Origin of the sequence: Leeuwenhoekiella aequorea, from assembly GCF_004104375.1 — a bacterium.
Classification (GTDB): domain Bacteria; phylum Bacteroidota; class Bacteroidia; order Flavobacteriales; family Flavobacteriaceae; genus Leeuwenhoekiella; species Leeuwenhoekiella aequorea.
In genome coordinates, this window is the sequence record NZ_QOVM01000005.1 from 258,596 (window position 1) to 275,652 (window position 17,057).

15 protein-coding genes are annotated in these 17,057 nt (G+C 35.9%); 5 read left to right on the plus strand and 10 right to left on the minus strand.

Translation table 11 applies throughout. From position 1 onward, the window contains the following. Positions 1–204 precede the first annotated feature (204 nt). The 3 genes from DSM00_RS12275 to DSM00_RS12285 are packed head-to-tail and all read right to left on the minus strand — an operon-like array spanning position 205 to position 3,370. On the minus strand, positions 205–414 hold the full coding sequence (locus DSM00_RS12275) for a PLDc N-terminal domain-containing protein (protein WP_128758262.1): 210 nt from the start codon (positions 412–414) through the stop codon (positions 205–207). Positions 415–463: 49 nt separating this feature from the next. Then, on the minus strand, positions 464–2,053 hold the full coding sequence (locus DSM00_RS12280) for a 4Fe-4S binding protein (RefSeq protein ID WP_128758263.1): 1,590 nt from the start codon (positions 2,051–2,053) through the stop codon (positions 464–466). A gap of 24 nt (positions 2,054–2,077) precedes the next feature. Then, positions 2,078–3,370 carry an NAD(P)/FAD-dependent oxidoreductase gene (locus DSM00_RS12285; protein ID WP_128758264.1) on the minus strand — a complete coding sequence of 431 codons (1,293 nt, stop codon included), beginning with the start codon at positions 3,368–3,370 and terminating at the stop codon, positions 2,078–2,080. Between the two features lie 133 nt (positions 3,371–3,503). On the opposite strand from DSM00_RS12285, the gene DSM00_RS12290 reads away from it, so the two are divergent. Further along, the gene (locus DSM00_RS12290; RefSeq protein ID WP_128758265.1) at positions 3,504–4,523 is read left to right on the plus strand and encodes a glycoside hydrolase family 113; all 1,020 of its coding nucleotides are present in this window, start codon (positions 3,504–3,506) and stop codon (positions 4,521–4,523) included. Positions 4,524–4,605: 82 nt separating this feature from the next. Further along, positions 4,606–4,764 (plus strand): YqaE/Pmp3 family membrane protein, encoded by a 159-nt coding sequence (locus DSM00_RS12295; protein ID WP_128758266.1) that lies wholly within the window; start codon positions 4,606–4,608, stop codon positions 4,762–4,764. Between the two features lie 87 nt (positions 4,765–4,851). Here the strand turns inward: DSM00_RS12295 and DSM00_RS12300 are convergent, their stop codons facing one another. After that, positions 4,852–5,556 (minus strand): TIGR04283 family arsenosugar biosynthesis glycosyltransferase, encoded by a 705-nt coding sequence (locus DSM00_RS12300; RefSeq protein WP_128758267.1) that lies wholly within the window; start codon positions 5,554–5,556, stop codon positions 4,852–4,854. A 121-nt stretch (positions 5,557–5,677) separates the two neighbouring features. Beyond that, positions 5,678–6,469 carry a DUF547 domain-containing protein gene (locus tag DSM00_RS12305; protein ID WP_164916333.1) on the minus strand — a complete coding sequence of 264 codons (792 nt, stop codon included), beginning with the start codon at positions 6,467–6,469 and terminating at the stop codon, positions 5,678–5,680. A gap of 234 nt (positions 6,470–6,703) precedes the next feature. On the opposite strand from DSM00_RS12305, the gene der reads away from it, so the two are divergent. From der to DSM00_RS12320, 3 genes are all read left to right on the plus strand, one after another. Continuing rightward, on the plus strand, positions 6,704–8,008 hold the full coding sequence (gene der, locus DSM00_RS12310; protein WP_128758269.1) for a ribosome biogenesis GTPase Der: 1,305 nt from the start codon (positions 6,704–6,706) through the stop codon (positions 8,006–8,008). A gap of 112 nt (positions 8,009–8,120) precedes the next feature. Beyond that, positions 8,121–10,862 carry an outer membrane beta-barrel protein gene (locus tag DSM00_RS12315; RefSeq protein ID WP_128758270.1) on the plus strand — a complete coding sequence of 914 codons (2,742 nt, stop codon included), beginning with the start codon at positions 8,121–8,123 and terminating at the stop codon, positions 10,860–10,862. A 97-nt stretch (positions 10,863–10,959) separates the two neighbouring features. After that, positions 10,960–13,761 carry an outer membrane beta-barrel protein gene (locus DSM00_RS12320; protein ID WP_128758271.1) on the plus strand — a complete coding sequence of 934 codons (2,802 nt, stop codon included), beginning with the start codon at positions 10,960–10,962 and terminating at the stop codon, positions 13,759–13,761. A gap of 68 nt (positions 13,762–13,829) precedes the next feature. Here DSM00_RS12320 and DSM00_RS12325 read toward each other — a convergent pair whose 3' ends face one another. From DSM00_RS12325 to DSM00_RS12345, 5 genes are read right to left on the minus strand one after another with little or no spacing between them, the layout of a single operon-like run. Further along, entirely contained in the window at positions 13,830–14,639 is an 810-nt protein-coding gene (locus DSM00_RS12325; RefSeq protein WP_394365803.1) for a TPM domain-containing protein, read from the minus strand. Beyond that, positions 14,639–15,079, minus strand: a complete 441-nt coding sequence (locus DSM00_RS12330) for a TPM domain-containing protein (protein ID WP_128758272.1) — start codon at positions 15,077–15,079, stop codon at positions 14,639–14,641. The genes DSM00_RS12325 and DSM00_RS12330 overlap by 1 nt, the downstream gene beginning before the upstream one ends. Next, positions 15,079–15,696, minus strand: coding sequence for a LemA family protein (locus DSM00_RS12335; RefSeq protein ID WP_128758273.1), 618 nt, complete (start codon positions 15,694–15,696; stop codon positions 15,079–15,081). The genes DSM00_RS12330 and DSM00_RS12335 overlap by 1 nt, the downstream gene beginning before the upstream one ends. Before the next feature lie 10 nt (positions 15,697–15,706). After that, positions 15,707–16,036: a MerR family transcriptional regulator gene (locus tag DSM00_RS12340; protein WP_028376493.1), complete on the minus strand. Its 330-nt coding sequence runs from the start codon at positions 16,034–16,036 to the stop codon at positions 15,707–15,709. After that, the gene (locus tag DSM00_RS12345; RefSeq protein ID WP_128758274.1) at positions 16,036–17,013 is read right to left on the minus strand and encodes a M23 family metallopeptidase; all 978 of its coding nucleotides are present in this window, start codon (positions 17,011–17,013) and stop codon (positions 16,036–16,038) included. The genes DSM00_RS12340 and DSM00_RS12345 overlap by 1 nt, the downstream gene beginning before the upstream one ends. Positions 17,014–17,057: the final 44 nt, after the last annotated feature.

Sequence of the window (17,057 nt, forward strand, 5' to 3'; positions counted from 1 at the left end):
ACAGAATGCTTTTTCGTAAATAAACTGAAGAGACTATTTTATAGAATATAACCAAAAGTTAGCATATATACATACAATAATGTAGCTATAGTTACCTTAAACATAAGGCCATCCTATTAGATGGTTTTAAGAAAGATAGTTTGTTTTTAGATGATTTGTTAATAAGGCAAGGGTGGAGATCTTTGCCTTTTTTTAATTTCATAATTATAGAATGCGTTGTTTTTTGCCGAGAGCGAAATAAAGTATTGATCCAAAAACATTGAAGAATATCACAATCAATACCCATACAATTTTGTTATTTCCTCTAAAATCATTCCTCACGATATCTACCAAAGCGATTATTGGAAGAATTATTCCTAGACCAAAACCAAGTATTAGCATAATCTGCCACGGTCCTACCATTCCTAATAACATATGAGATTTTTTAGAGTGAATTCTAAAAATACAATAAAAACAATTTACTTTACTTTTGGTTTAAGTAATCCATTAAGTTAACATCGTTTCCTAGTAATACCTCCCGGCTGTTAATGCGATTGTCTGTTGCGGCATTTTCTAGTTTTAAAACGCCACGTGGACAAACGGCAGAACAAATACCACAACCCACACAACTTGCACGTACAATATTCTCACCTTTTTGAGCATAGGCACGTACATCTATTCCCATCTCACAGTAAGAAGAGCAATTTCCACAAGAAATACATTGTCCACCATTTGTAGTAATTCTGAACTTTGAAAATAGACGTTGCTGTAAACCTAATATTGCAGCCATAGGACAACCAAAACGGCACCAAACACGATTTCCAAAAATTGGGTAGAAACCAGTTCCTATAACACCACTAAAAATAGAGCCTATTAAAAAACCATACGAGGTGCGTAATGTTTCCGCGGGTATTAAAAAGAGGGTGTTTCCGCTGGCGTAATGTATACCTATTAGAGCTAGAACAATTACGAGATAGCCAATAGCACCATATCTAGCATCTTGCTTTAATTCTTCTTTTTTAAATAACCATATAGCACCAAAAAGAAGCGTAAGGAAAACCGCTACACTTATTAAAAATACATCTTTTGTAAGCCAATATTTATCGGGATTGTCGCCTAGGTAAGTGGCTACTACAGCGGTGGTCATAACGACTACAAAAACAAGAACACTATGTACTACCCAGCGCTCTATCTTCCAGGCAGATTCACTCTTATCACTTAGATGTCTAAAAGGATCACCAGCAGTTTCTGCCAGACCACCACAACCGCAAACCCAAGAGCAATACCACCGCTTGCCATATTTATAGGTAAGAATAGGGGTGATGATAAATATGGAAGCAATACCGAAGATCAACAGCGCGAGCCCAATGTCTCCAGCAGATATAAAATCATCTACACGATATTGTTCAAAATTGTAATAATTAAGTGGCCAGATGTTTTTTAAATCATAATAGGGCAAACTAAATTCATCAGAATTTAATCGAGCCATTAGTTCGGGTATAAGAAAAGCAAAGGCTGTTTGAAAAAACATTACGCTAATAGTACGTAGTCGTTCATAACGATTGTGGCGGTATTTCCACATAAATTTTATTCCAAATGCAAGAATAGCGATCGTATAGAGAGTACCGTAAACAAACCATTGACTTGCCGGCCCACCACTTAGTACGTTACTCAACGGATCAAAAAGTGCTATTAATCCTGTGTTAGCTCCATCAGCATTTAATCCTAAAAGATCTGCTCTAAAATAAAGAAGTATATAAAAGCCTGTTAGGCCCAATCCTGCAACCCAGGCAAGAAACCCTCGACTGGAAATAGATTTAAACCAAACGCCATCATTTTTAATTCCTTCTTGTTTATCTGCATAAGCACCATAACTGAAAATGAGAATACCAGCAAAAAGACCACCTAGTGATAAACTTAGCCATAAAGTCTTGTTAGGAAAGTTAACATTAAAGACTGCTATAAGCAGCACTAAAAGAGCGGCTACTCCTAACGCTGTTCCCAGCTTTTGTGTGAGATTTATTGAAGCGGGTGGTTGTCCCGTAAGTGACATATCTCGTTGTATAGTGCTCATATATTAGATGTTGAGGTGTAAGTGTTAAGCTCTGGCAGCGTATGCTTTTTTAATATCGCGCTCGTAGTGTTTATAAAATTCAGGATCAAAATTTGCAATACGTAAATTATCTATAACATAATCTATATCGCGCTGCTCATTTAACCAGCGATCAAAGACTTCGTGTTTCATGCGTATTCCAAATGTATTGATACCTAAAAATGTGTGATTTTCTTTGTTGTATGCTACTGTTATACAGGTTTTATCATTAACGTGTTTCCAATGAAAATGCTCTTCATACTCTTTCTTATTTTTATTGCTAAATACCCATCCGTAGGTTTGATATTCTATATCAAAAAATTTAGCGCTATTAAACCAGTTCCCAGGTTTATATTCAAAAGGTGTTCCGCAGATTGTTTGCGCTACAGTTTCTCCCATCATTCTTCCGGTATACCACACTGCTTCAACCGGCTTGCGTAAACCTATTGCTTCGCGTTGCTGAGCACAATCACCAATTGCGTATACATTTTTTACATTGGTTTCAAGCAATCTATTTACGAGAATCCCTTTGTCGGTTTCAATATTAGAATTTTCAAGAAAGTCGATTTTGGGTTTTACTCCTGTGGTAATTCCCACTAAATTGCATGGGATTTCTTCTCCTTTTTTAGTTAAGATAGCACGTACATTGCCTTTACCGTCATCTAGAATCTTATCAAGTTCTTCTTGATGTCTTAAATCTATACCGTGAGAAAGTATGTGTCTTGAGATCATTTTTGCTTCTCCATCTGGCAAAACGCCAGACCAGAACGCATGTTCACGCACCAAGACGGTTACTTCAATTTTACGAGTATGCAGCATTTCTGCCATCTCAACACCTATAAGTCCGCCGCCTACAATTACAGCTTTAGGACAAATTTCATTATTAGGAGCAGTCTTTTCTAACTGCTCTAGATCTTGCTTAGAGACTAAGCCTTGAACGCCGTTAAGATCCTGACCTTCCCATCCATATTTAGCGGGCACAGACCCTGTTGCTAAAATGAGCTTGTCGTAGTTTATACTAGTACCATCGACCAGAATAAGTGATTGATTAGTAGTCTCTACTTTTTCGACATATGCATTTATCAGTTCAATTCGATTTTTTGACCAAAATTTATCTTCATAGGGTTTGAGATCTTTCCAGCGCATATGCCCCATATAAACATACATTAGTGCTGTTCGGGAAAAGAAGTAATCACTCTCAGCTGAAATAATGGTTATTTTATGATCAGAATTTTTACGCAGATGTCTGGCAGCAGTTACGCCGGCAATGCCATTACCTACAATAACTATATGCTCCATAAAAGGTTTTATAACTTATGTGGTTGTATTTAAAGATAAGATTTAGAGATGGCAAAACAGTTTATATCACTGGTATTTTAATGATGCCGGTTGTAATTAGAACTTATCTAAATTTCAAGTACTTTTGATATCTATGAAAAAGTCGTTTGCCCTCGTATTTACTAACATTATTTTATTTTTTTTAATAGGTTGTTCTGCCACACCCTATGCAAAACAAAAAATTAATGGTGTGAGTTTTGTGTCTTCAAGAGATACCTTATTACAAACCCATATAGATCCCGTTTTACGCATACAAGCCAGTCACGCTGCGGTCATGCCTTTTGCATTTGTGAGAGATAAGAACAATCCAGAATTAATATTCAATACAGAGCGGCAATGGTATGGGGAGCGTTACCAAGGTGCAAAGCAATACATAGAATCATTACACGCTAGTAAAATTAAAGTTATGTTGAAGCCGCATATCTGGATATGGAAAGGTGTATTTACAGGTGATATGCATATGAATACTGAAGAAGAGTGGCTCGTATTTGAGAAAAGTTACGAGGAATATATTTTATTGTATGCACAACTTGCTCAGGATACGGGTGTCGAATTATTTTGTGTGGGTACCGAATTATATAATTTTACTAATGAGCGCCAACAATTCTGGGATCAACTTATAGATAAAGTTCGGAATGTTTATACAGGTAAAATTACATATGCTGAAAACTGGGATAAGGTTGACAAAGTACACTTCTGGCAAGAACTTGATTATATAGGTGCAGATGCCTACTTTCCCATTTCAGAACAAAAAACGCCATCTGTAGCCGAAGCTAGAGAAGGATGGCAAGTGCATAAGAAGCTTCTTAAAGATCTTGCTGAAAAATATAACCGACCGGTTCTTTTTACCGAATTTGGATATCGAAGTGCAGACTATTCAGGTAAAGAACCTTGGGCAAGTGATAGATACGATGGAGCAATGAATAGCGAGTCGCAGAAAAACTTATATGAAGCCACTTTTGAAGAATTCTGGAATGAGCCTTGGTTTGCCGGAGGCTTTGTATGGAAATGGTTTCACGATCATAAACGGTCTGCTTCCGAAGAAAATAACCGCTTTACGCCACAAGGAAAGCCAGCCGAAGATGTTCTTCTAAAATGGTACTCCAGAATGTAAAACTCTTGCCAATTAAGATTTGTTTAAGGTGCTGAAATTATGAAACTTAATATCTTCATCCTCTAATCAAAAAAAAATAACCATGTCAATTTTAACAATCCTTATTACAATTATATTACCTCCACTTGCAGTTGCAATGAATAAAGGAGTAGGTAAAGATTTAATTATAAATATAATTCTAACTCTGTTAGGATGGGTGCCAGGAGTAATTCACGCTTTCTACGTGAATAGTAGAGGTTAATAGTTCTCCCAGTTTAAAAAAAGGTCTTTATAAGTGCGCTTATAAAGACCTTTTTTTATACACTATATTTTATATAAAGCTGAGTATTTATTTTTTTAGATTTCTCTTATAGTAGGCGTGAAGTTCTTCTGCAGAGGCTCCCATCCATTTCTTTACATAGATTGTCCAGAAGTGGTATTGCACAAACCAAACTCCGTATTTTTCATAAAGTCTTGCCGACGAGATTAAAGGATGTTGTATTACAACAAATTCATTGCGTGCATACAATTCGTTAATCAAGATATTATCTTCATAGATAATATAGTTTTCATCGTAACCTCCTATTTCATCAAAAAGTGTTCTAGTTATAAACTGACTTTGATCGCCACCTCGGCACGCTCTCCAGCTAAACTTTGTAAGATAACTCGCTAATCTCAGCCACCAGTGCTCATTATCAAATTTCATTCTAAAACACCCGGCCAGATTTCCTTTGATAACTTCATCTTGAATAAGGATATCATAATTTGCAGGAGGAAAAGAGTCTGCATGTAGAAAATAAAGTACATCTCCAGTTGCTACTCCTGCACCAGTATTCATTTGCTTTGCGCGACCTCTGCAAGAATTCACAATATGCACACTTACCAGATTATCTCTCTTAAATTTGTGCGCTAATTCTAGAGTATTATCTTCACTACCACCATCTACAATTACAAGCTCAAGCTGCTCTTTTGCAGTTGCTTTTAAAACTAAGTGGTTGAGAAGTTGAGGTAAATTATAAGATTCATTAAGAACCGGAATAATAATGCTTAACATAAAAAATTAATCTAAAGCTAATTAGGAGAAGATCGAGGTCAAAGCTAGTTTAATTGAAGGGCTATATGAAACGAAAAATCCCACAATTTGCAGGATTTTTCTATTTCGGGCATTTATTCTGTTATTGCTTATTTAAGCTCCAGTTGTACTCTTTAAAAGTAATTGGAGTTCCAGCTTTTATTTTAGTTGTACTATATTTATTTATATAATCTATGATAGTAGGAGTTTCTGTAGTTATAAAATCTTTTTTATACCAATCAAAAATTGAAGATACTTTTACATTTGTCGCAGAGATATCATTCTTATCAGAGTTTATAAATTCACGAGTAACTTTGTCTAATTGCTCATTAATTTTCCCAGCAGTGTAAGCTTCATTTAATAATTTTGGACACGAGATTGAAGCGCAGTTTATGGCAAAATGTATACGTGCATCATTCATTTTTCTAAGAATTCCATTCTCGATTCCACCTAATGAAAGATTACGACTTCCTACCGGAACACTAGCTTTCGTCCAAGCACCATCTATGTCTTTAATACTTTTTGTAGGATAATTATCTAAAATTAAATCTACAGTATAAGCATTATACAAGTTTATGTAATAAGCCAGTAGTTCTTGTACAGACCAGTCATTGCCAGGATTGTACCCAGATAACTTTTGTAGATAGGCATCAAGTTTTGATCGATCTTTTTTGAAACCCTCGTAGTTTACTAGGCCGGAGTTGCTAACGTGCGTTTTTAATAAAGCATTCCATTCACTATGATCTACGTTTACTGCAGAATTTGCTGTAGTTGAGGTCAAGTCTGTGGGTACTTCTTTTGTGGGTTGTCCTGCACTGCTTAAGCCAGCTGCAGATAATAAGTTACAGCTTTGTAAACTCAATGCTACTGCAATACATATTAAAAATCTTTTCATAACTAGATACATAATGTTTTGTGTTGTTTGCCTTTATATACGCAAGCTAGCGGGATATAGATTTGAGAAGTCGCACATTAACATATTTCTTAACAGAATTTGGCTCAACTTTATAATACAGGTTCTTATTGAAGACTATTGTTTTGATTTTGTAGTTTTTAGGTTATTTGATAAGCTGTATTACATATGTATTTAATTGTCGTAATTTTGCAGCGCTAAAAGCACTAAGACACAATTATGAGTATCGTAGCTATTGTAGGGAGACCTAATGTGGGGAAATCCACTTTTTTTAATCGATTAATTCAACGTAGAGAAGCTATTGTTGACGCCGTGAGTGGTGTAACCCGTGATCGTCATTATGGGAAAACAGACTGGAATGGTAAAGAATTTTCAGTAATTGATACAGGAGGTTATGTATTAGGAAGTGACGATGTCTTTGAGGCAGAAATAGATAAGCAGGTAGAATTAGCGATTGAAGAAGCAGATGTAATTTTATTTCTAGTAGATGTTGAGGCTGGGGTTACGGGTATGGATGAAGATGTTGCTTCACTTTTAAGACGAGTAAATAAACCGGTATTTCTGGTAGTGAATAAAGTAGATAATGCAATGCGTGAAGAAAACGCAGTAGAATTCTACAGCCTTGGATTAGGAAATTATTACACAATTGCTAGTATAAGTGGTAGTGGTACAGGTGATCTTTTAGATGCACTAGTAGAAGCCTTGCCAGAAGAAGAAGCCGCAGAAGAAAGTATTTTACCACGTTTTGCTGTTGTAGGAAGACCTAACGCAGGTAAATCTTCTTTTATAAATGCATTAATAGGAGAGAATAGATATATTGTTACTGACATTGCCGGTACCACTAGAGATTCTATAGATACTCGTTATAATCGTTTTGGATTTGAGTTTAATCTGGTTGATACAGCGGGAATTCGTCGTAAGGCAAAGGTTAAAGAAGATCTTGAATTTTATTCAGTAATGCGCTCGGTGCGCGCAATTGAGCATTGTGATGTATGTCTGGTTGTATTAGATGCAACACGAGGATTTGATGGGCAGGTTCAAAATATTTTCTGGCTTGCAGAGCGTAATAGAAAAGGTATTGTAATCCTTGTTAACAAATGGGATTTAGTAGAGAAAGATCATAAGTCTACTCGTGAGTTTGAAAAAGCAATTATGGAGCAAATGGAACCTTTTACAGATGTGCCAATTGTCTTTATCTCAGCATTAACTAAGCAGCGAGTTTATAAAGCTATTGAGACGGCAGTTCAAGTTTATGAAAACCGTAGCAAGCGTATTAAAACAAGCGAACTTAACGATCTAATGCTTCCTTTAATTGAAGCTTATCCTCCACCGGCAAATAAAGGGAAATATATCAAGATTAAGTATTGTATGCAGTTGCCTACACCGCATCCGCAGTTTGCTTTCTTTTGTAACCTTCCACAATATGTTAAAGAACCTTATAAACGTTTTATCGAAAACAAACTTCGTGAGAATTTTGACTTCAAAGGGGTTCCTATAGCCGTTTACTTCCGTAAGAAATAATTTATAGTATTAGTTAAAACAAAAAGCCACTTTATTCAAAGTGGATTTTGTTTTAAACCTTTGCGGGTTTTGTGAGTCTAACCCCCTAACGTAAAATTTACGCATATTACCTATGAAGCAAATTCTACTTCTCACTATAAGCCTTTTTGCATTACAACTTCAAGCCCAGAATTTTTCGATTACAGGTAAAACGATAGATGCCCAGGGAATTTCATTAGAATCTGCGACAGTATATTTAGAAAAATTAAGTGATAGTAGTTTAGTCACTTATGCTATTACAGATAAAGATGGAATATTTAATTTAGAGGGTAGTTCACAAGAAAAGGAAGTTAATTTGTTCATCTCTTATGCAGGCTTTAAGCCTTATCGTAAAAAGCTTTCTTTAGAACAATCATTAGACCTTGGACCGGTAAAATTAGAGGTTCAGGATAATGTGCTTGATGAGGTGCTGGTAGTTGCTAATCGCGCTCCGGTTACTATAAAAAAGGATACGTTAGAATTTAATGCAGCATCATTTGCTACACGACCAGATGCTAATTTAGAAGAACTACTCAAAAAGCTTCCGGGAGCAGAGGTCGATTCTGATGGAGCAATAACTATTAACGGTAAACCGGTAACACGCATACTTGTAAATGGAAAGGAATTTTTTGGAGATGATCCTAAGATTGCTACAAAAAACCTTCCGAAAGAAATTATTGAGAAGCTGCAAGTGGTTGATACCAAAACAAAATCTGAAGAATTTACCGGTAAAGCCGGAGATCCTGATAACAAGACGATAAACATCACCATTAAAAAAGATAAGAATAAAGGATATTTTGCTAGAGCTACTGCAGGTGCAGGTACTAATGATCGTTATGAGATGAGCGGTATAGGCAATATATTTCAAGATAATGAGCGGGTGACCATACTCGCGGGTTCAAATAATATAAACAGCTCGGGGTTTGATTTTGATGATGTTTATGGAATGATGGGTAGAAGTGGAGCTCGTGCTGTAGAATCTGGTAATCGTAGCGGTGGAATTACAAAATCTGAAACTGCAGGTATAAATTATAGCAATGAATGGCTAGATAAATATGAGTTTGATGGAGATTATTTTTTCGATAGATCCAATACGGATACACGCTCGCGTACAGAACGTGAGAATATTCTGCCAGATACTACTTATTTCTCAAATTCTGAATCTAGCAGCAATGCTTTGAATGATCGGCATCGAGCAAATGCTCGTATAGAGGTCGAATTTGATACATTAACAAGGCTTTCCTTTTCTCCGCGATTTGATACGAGCAAACTTCAATCTACTCGTAACTCAATAGCTAATTCGCTCGATGGCAACCGTGATTTAGTCAATAATACTTTTACCACAGATCAAGAAGATATCTTTAATTTGAGAGTACGTAACAATCTAGACTTTATAAAACGCTTTGGAAACCGGGGTGCTTATTTACGATTAGATTTGTCTCAGGAGTATAACAATCAGGAAAATGATAATTTATACTTTTCAGAAAGTAACTTTTTTACTGATAATCCGCGTACCGAAACTCAAGATCAATTCATAGATGAAGACGAGAAAGAATATCAATATGGATTAGGCATAGAACAGCGTCTGGTACTGGCAACAGATTTTTATCTTGATTTAAATTACAATTTCTCATCTGCAAAGTCTACTAACTCAAGATATGTTTTTGAAGCAGATACCGCTGGAGAATATACTGTACGCAACGACAGTTTGAGTAGTAATTTTGAAGTTAAAACATATAGAAATACACCAAGTCTTGGATTGAACTATGACCACGAAGGTTGGCGTATAAATGCAGATGTAGGACTTCTAAATACAATTCTTAAAAATGAGAATTTGTTAAATCCGGTAAGTTTTAATAATACGTATAACAATCTTTACATTCGTGCGGGAATACGATATGAATTGCAACGTTCTAAAAGTATTTATGTAGATTATCGTACAAATGCAAATACCCCGTCTATACGTCAACTACAACCTGTTCCAGATCAAACAAATCCTTTAAACATTATTGTAGGTAATCCTAGTTTGCGCCCTGCTTACAGCCATAATATAGGTGCAGGGTTTAGAAGTTTTAATTTTGGCTCTGGTGGTGGTAGCGGTATTTTTAGTTCGTTATCATTAGATTTTACCGAGAATCAAGTGGTTTCTGTAAGTAGCGTAGGTGATGATTTAAGACGTACAACTACATATGCAAATGTTGATGGAGCAATGTCTGCTTCTGCCCGGGTTTTCTACACAAAGAGTACACGTAAAGAAGAACAAGAATTTAGATACAGACTTAGTTTAACGGGTAGCCACGATAAAAATGTAGGATTTACAAATGGGACTTTATTTGACTCTAAACGATTACGTATAAATCCGGGATTGCGATTAACGTATGCCATTCAGGAATTAATAGATATAAATCCGAGTTATAATTTAACCTATAACAATACAAAGTATTCCATCAATGAAGATCGCAATCAGGAATTTATAAACCATACCGTTGGATTTGAAGCAACTAGTTATTGGCCTAAAAATGTAATTTTTGGTAACGATATTACTTACAACTACAATGGGAATGTTTCACCAGGTTTTCAGAATTCTTCTGTATTATGGAATAGTAGTTTGGGATATCAATTTTTGGAAGAAAAAGCAACCCTAAAACTTAAAGTTTATGATCTCCTAGATCAAGTAGTAGACACGCAGCGTATAACAGGTGATGATTATGTCCAAGATACAAACAGTCTAATTCTTACGCAATATGCAATGTTAAGCTTCACGTATAAACTGAGCAATTTTGGAGGCAATAAAGCAGGAGGTAAACCGGGCTCCAATCGTAGAAGAAGATTCTAATCTACTCAGTCTCTGTGTTAAATATATCTTAAAATTAAAAACTAATTTTTTAGTTATATATTATTTACGGTTATTCGTGTATCAATCAACATCAATCATGAATTATCGTTTATTAATGAGCCTAGTAATAGGCTTTCTTTCCCTAACTGTATGCTCTCAAGAATTTAAAATCACCGGTAATCTTAAGGATGGTATAGAAAAATCACCTCTTGAAGCAGCTACTATAGTACTTGAAACTATTAAAGATAGTACTGTAATAACCTATACCATAAGTGATAGAGATGGTTATTTTGAGTTAAGTGGTCGTACCCAACTACCTAAAGCAAATTTGTTTGTCACCTTTGTAGGTTACGAATCTTTTGAACAAGAGATTAACTTATCAGATAAAAGCGATATCGATTTAGGTACTGTTTACTTAGATTTCATGGTAGAATCTTTAGGGGATGTTGTGGTTAAAGCCCGTACACCTCCTGTAATTATAAAGAAGGACACTTTAGAATTTAATGCAGCTTCTTTCAAAACAAAGCCCGACGCTACACTAGAGGATTTACTCAAAGAACTTCCTGGTGCCGAAGTAGGTGAGGATGGACAAATACGAATAAATGGCAAGCCCGTAAACCAAATTCTCGTTAACGGAAAACCTTTCTTTAGCGATGATCCTACAATTGCTACACGTAATCTTACCAAAGAAATCATCAATAAAATTCAAGTAGTTGATACTAAAACTGAATCTCAGGAATTTACCGGAGAAGAAGGAGATGCCGAAAACAAAACAATAAATATTACCATTGACGAAGATAAAAATAAAGGAATTTTTGGTCGTGTAGCTGCAGGTGTTGGGACAGATGAACGTTTTGAATATGCCGGACTTCTTAATTATTTTGATAATGATTTGCGAATAAGTGTTTTAGGAGGTGGGAATAATATCAATTCGCCGGGATTTAGTTTTGGTGAAATTCAAAAGATGTTTGGGAATGCGAGTTATATGTCTATGGATGGTAATGGCTCATTTAATATTGACGGAAGAAATTTTGGATCTGGACAAGGCATTACAAATTCAAGAACAGCTGGCGCCAATGTTGCTAATAACCTAGGAGAAAAAATAGAGATTTCTGGAGACTATTTTTATTCGGGATCAGATAGTTTTGAAGAAACAACACGATCAAGAGAAAATATACTTCCTCAAAACCGATTTTTCTCTGAGTCTTTTTCAACATCAAATACATCCTCAGACAATCACAGTGCAAATATGCGCTTTCAGGCAAAAATAGATTCTACACTGCTAGTAGAAATATTACCTCGTTTAAACTATCAACAGGGAACAAATTTTAATTCTGAAAATTCTTCAACCCGTAATGAAAGTGGTGAGCTTGTGAATACTTCAAATTTTGATAATAAGGGGTTGAGGACATCACGTGATTTTAGTACACGTCTTACAACAACAAAAAAATACGGTTCTGGAGGAGGATTTGTGCGTGTAGATGCCACGGTATCCATTAATGATAATGATAGAGATGATTATATTGATTCAGAAACACAGGTCTTTGGTGATGATGCACAAGAAACCATCAGAAATCAATTTACAGATGGAAATGATAAGATAAATAATATAAAGGCAAGTGCCACCTGGAGACTACCACTTATTGCTAAAAAATTACACTTAGAAACCCAGTACGAATTCAATGTCGAAGATCGATCTAATGAGCAATTGGTGTATAGTTTTAATGAGGATACGCAGATTTATGATCAAATTATACTGCCACAAAGTACAGATTTTGAAAGTAGAAATGAAGTGAGTAGACCAGAAATAGGGTTGAAATATAATTCTAAAAAAATGAATGCCGGGCTTGCAATTGCTTATGTAAACCGAACGCTTACAGGTGAAGAAATGTTAAGTGATAGTAAGGGTGATCGGGTACGTAATATAGATTTTGAAAACAATTTTGATGCATTTGAAGCCCGAGCTAATTTACGATATAGCTTTAGCAAGAAAATGAGCTTTTGGTCAAATTACCGACTAAGTAATACCGCTCCTGAAGTACGTCAGTTATCTCCTTATGTAGATGTATCAGATCCGCTTAATACAATACAAGGTAATCCCAATCTCAACCCTACAAATAGACATTCACTGTATATGGGTTTAAATAATTTTGACTGGGCTACAAACACGGGTTATTACAGTTATCTGGGAATGAGCTTTACAAATGATAGAGTAGTAAATCAGACAATGGTAGATAATAATTTTGTGCGGTCTACTACATTTACCAATGTCGATGGTATTTATGACATTTACGGAAGTTTAAGTTATAGTAAAAATTTTCAGCTTGATAGTCTGCGATCTGTTAAGGCAGATATAGGAATAGATGCAAATCTAAACAGGTATGTAAACTTTTTCAACGCAGAGCAATATGCTAATCTCACAAAAACCTATACTCCTTCTATTAATTTTAGATTTGTATGGAAAGATCTTTTTGAATTTAGACCAGAGTACAGAATCAACTTTACAGAAACCTCATTCAATCGGGATTTTTTTGAAGGGCGTAGTTTTACACAACACAATCTGCGTTTGCGCACGACAACATATCTACCTAAGTGGTTGACCTGGGAAAACGATATTCGATATGTGTATAATCCTAATGTGAGCAGCGGATTTCAAAAAGATGCAGTTTTCTGGAATACCTCATTAGGGTATTCATTTATGAATGACAAATCGTTATTGACTTTTAAAGTATATGACCTTCTTGATCAAAATACTAATTCGAGAAGAAATGCAACACAGTCCTATGTTGAAGATGTTCAAAGTACTGTTTTGAGACAATACTTTATGTTAAGCTTCAGCTATAAGTTTAATACACTAGGTAAAAAAGGAGAGGTTAGAGAAAATTCCTGGTGGGATTAAAAATTCAGCAGTGGGCTATAGTTAATTATAACCCACTGCTGAATATTAATTTTTAGTTTGAAAAGGCATTACCAGCCTCCAGATGCTCCACCACCTCCGAAGCCTCCGCCACCGAAGCCACCTCCAAAACCGCCTCCGCCACCGAAGCCTCCACCAGATGATCCTCCAAAACCACCACCGCCTAAGCCTCCTCGGCCTAAGCTGCTTAGTATAATCACGTCTAGTAAACTGCCCGCGCCATTACGGCGTCCGCCATTTTTGCCACCGCCGCCGCGAGTACGACTTAGGATAAAAATAATTACTATAAATATGATAATTATAGGAAGCAGGCTCACTGGATTTGAGTTGTCTTTTTGGCGAGTACCTTGATATTCTCCTTTAAGCATTTGAAACAGCGTATCTGCAGCTTGATCTAATCCAGCATAAAAATCCCCGGTTCTAAACTGCGGAATCATTACTTGATTAACAACCTGCTCGGCCATTCTATCGGTAATAATTGTCTCTATACCGTAACCAGTATTAATATCTACCTTACGATCCTGCGTAGCTAGAGTAATTAAAATTCCGTTATCTTTATCTGCCTGACCAATTCCCCATTTTTGTCCCCATTTTGCACCCAGAAGACTTATATCTTCTCCTTTTGTACTTGGGATTACAACAATAACAATTTGTGTAGAAGTGGTATCGCTATATTTTACAAGCTTGTTCTCTAAGGCAGATTTTTGACCAGAACTTAAAAGTCCGGCATAATCGTAAACGCTCGTTTGCTCTGAAGGTTTTTCAGGGATATCAAACTGAGCAAAGCCCTTAACAGAAAAGCTAAGGATAAAGACAATTAGAAATGCTTGTCGTAAATTAAATACTTTAGATAGATATATCAAGAGGTCGAAATTTGATCAGAAAGTTCGTTAATGTCATCTTCATCCCACGGAAAGAATTCGGCGAGTTGTTTACCCGCAGACTCTATACCGTTAACAAGGCCATTTTTGAAATGACCTTGTTTAAATGCTGCTTGCATAAGGTCTTTTGTACTCTGCCAAAAATCAGAAGGAACTACATTGTTTATACCACGGTCACCGCAAATCGCAAATTTTTTGGCATCTACAGCAACATAAATAAGCACTCCATTTTCAGCTTTAGTGTTATCCATCTTTAATTGATGAAAAAGTACTTTAGCACGTTCTAGCGCTTCTCCCTTGCAAGTGCGTTCTAAATGAACACGAATCTCACCAGAAGTCTTTAATTCTGCCAGTCGTATTGCTTCTACAATTTCTTGTTCTTCTTCTGCAGTTAAAAATTCTTCTACCAGAGATGCCATTATGCCGCCTCTTTATTGTTAAAATCAAAATTTACATCGGGAGCATTTTGTGCACCTTCGTCTGCCTTGAAATAACCCATTTCTTCAAAGTTTCCTATAAAGTTGTTTACGATATTATTTGGAAATGTCTTAATATGTTTATTATAAGGAGCGATAGCTTCATTATATCTGTTACGCTCAACATTGATACGGTTTTCAGTACGTTCTAATTCGTTGATAAGCTCTTTAAAATTTTCATTTGCTTTTAAATCAGGATAACGTTCGACTGTTACTAATAACCTTGATAAAGCAGAACTCACGCCGCTTTGAGCTTGCTGAAATTGTGCTAATTGTTCTGGGGTAATATTAGAAGGATCTATATTAACACCTGTAGCTTGAGAGCGAGCTTCAATAACATCGGTTAAAGTTTTTTGCTCAAATTCTGCATAACCTTTAGCTGTATTTACAATATTTGGGATAAGATCTGATCGTCGTTGATAAGAGCTTTCTACGTTACCCCATTGTGCCGTAGCATCTTCTTGTAGTGTTACTGCGGTATTGTAAAAACCTTTAAAAAAACTGTAGATAATAATACCCAGTATAACTACTACAATAAGTGCGATAATTCCTTTTTTCATGATTACTTGGTTAGAGTTGATCTTTTAATTCCTGAAGTTGAGCTTTTATATTCTCTAACTTTCTGATGAGATCAAATTTATTTAATGTTTGTTGTTTATTTTCTTTTAAATGTGTTTTTGCTCCTTCTAGTGTGAAGCCTCGTTCTTTTACGAGATGGTAAATAAGCTCAAGATTTTTTATGTCTGTAGGCGTGAATTTACGATTACCTTTAGCATTTTTTTTTGGCTTTAATACATCAAATTCTTTTTCCCAAAAGCGTATAAGAGATGTGTTTACATCAAAGGCATCAGCCACTTCGCCAATACTGTAATATAGTTTTTCGGGTAATTGAATATGCATTAATCCAGAGATTGGTTTTCGAGTTGTGCTTTTTGTAAAATTACATCAAACTCTTCTGGTGAAAGGTTTCCGTAGTAAAAATTAATTGGGTTTATACGTTCTCCATCCTTAAAGATCTCATAATGCACGTGAGGCCCTTCAGATCGCCCTGTGCTTCCTACAAAACCTATTAAATCGCCACGTTTAACTCTAGCGCCTGGTTTAACATTGTATTTGTACAAATGCGCATATAAACTTTCGTAGCCATAGCCGTGGTTAATACGTATGTGATTGCCATAACCAGTGGCGTTATTGTCTGCTCGGTCAACAACTCCATCACCGGTCGCATAGATCGGCGTACCTCGAGGAGCCGTAAAATCCATACCCCAGTGCATTTTTCGTTCTTTTGTAAAAGGATCAGATCGCAAGCCATAACCAGAGGCAAGTCTGGTAAGATCTTTATTTGCTACAGGCTGAATTGCAGGAATTGCAGCAAGAAGTTTTTCTTTTTCCTCTGCCAGCACAGCAATCTCGTCTAGAGATTTACTTTGTACCACAAGCTGCTTTGTTAAAATATCGAGACGCTTACTAGACTCAATAATGCGTTTTGAATTGTCGTAACCTTCTAAGTCTTTGTATCTGTTTACACCACCAAAACCAGCTTTACGTTGCTCATCTGGTATGGGGTTTGCTTCAAAATAAAGTCTATATATATTGTTGTCGCGCTCTTCAATCTCCTCTAAGACGGTTTGCACCTGATCTAGTTTTTTATTGAGTACGCCGTATTGCATTTTCATATTCTGCAACTCGCGTTGTAAGGCTTTCTCACGAGGCGTTTCTAAGTCGGGAATATTTAAATAAATTAGAAGTAATATAAAACCGGCTAGAAATGACGCCACAATAGATAAAAAGACATAACCTAACTTACGACCCTTTTTCTTTTCAATTTTTTTATAAGAAAGGGTATCTCTGTCGTAATAATATTTAACCTTAGACATTAGCTAATTTATTCTATTTTTGCGTTAAAATTTTCGGCTAAAAA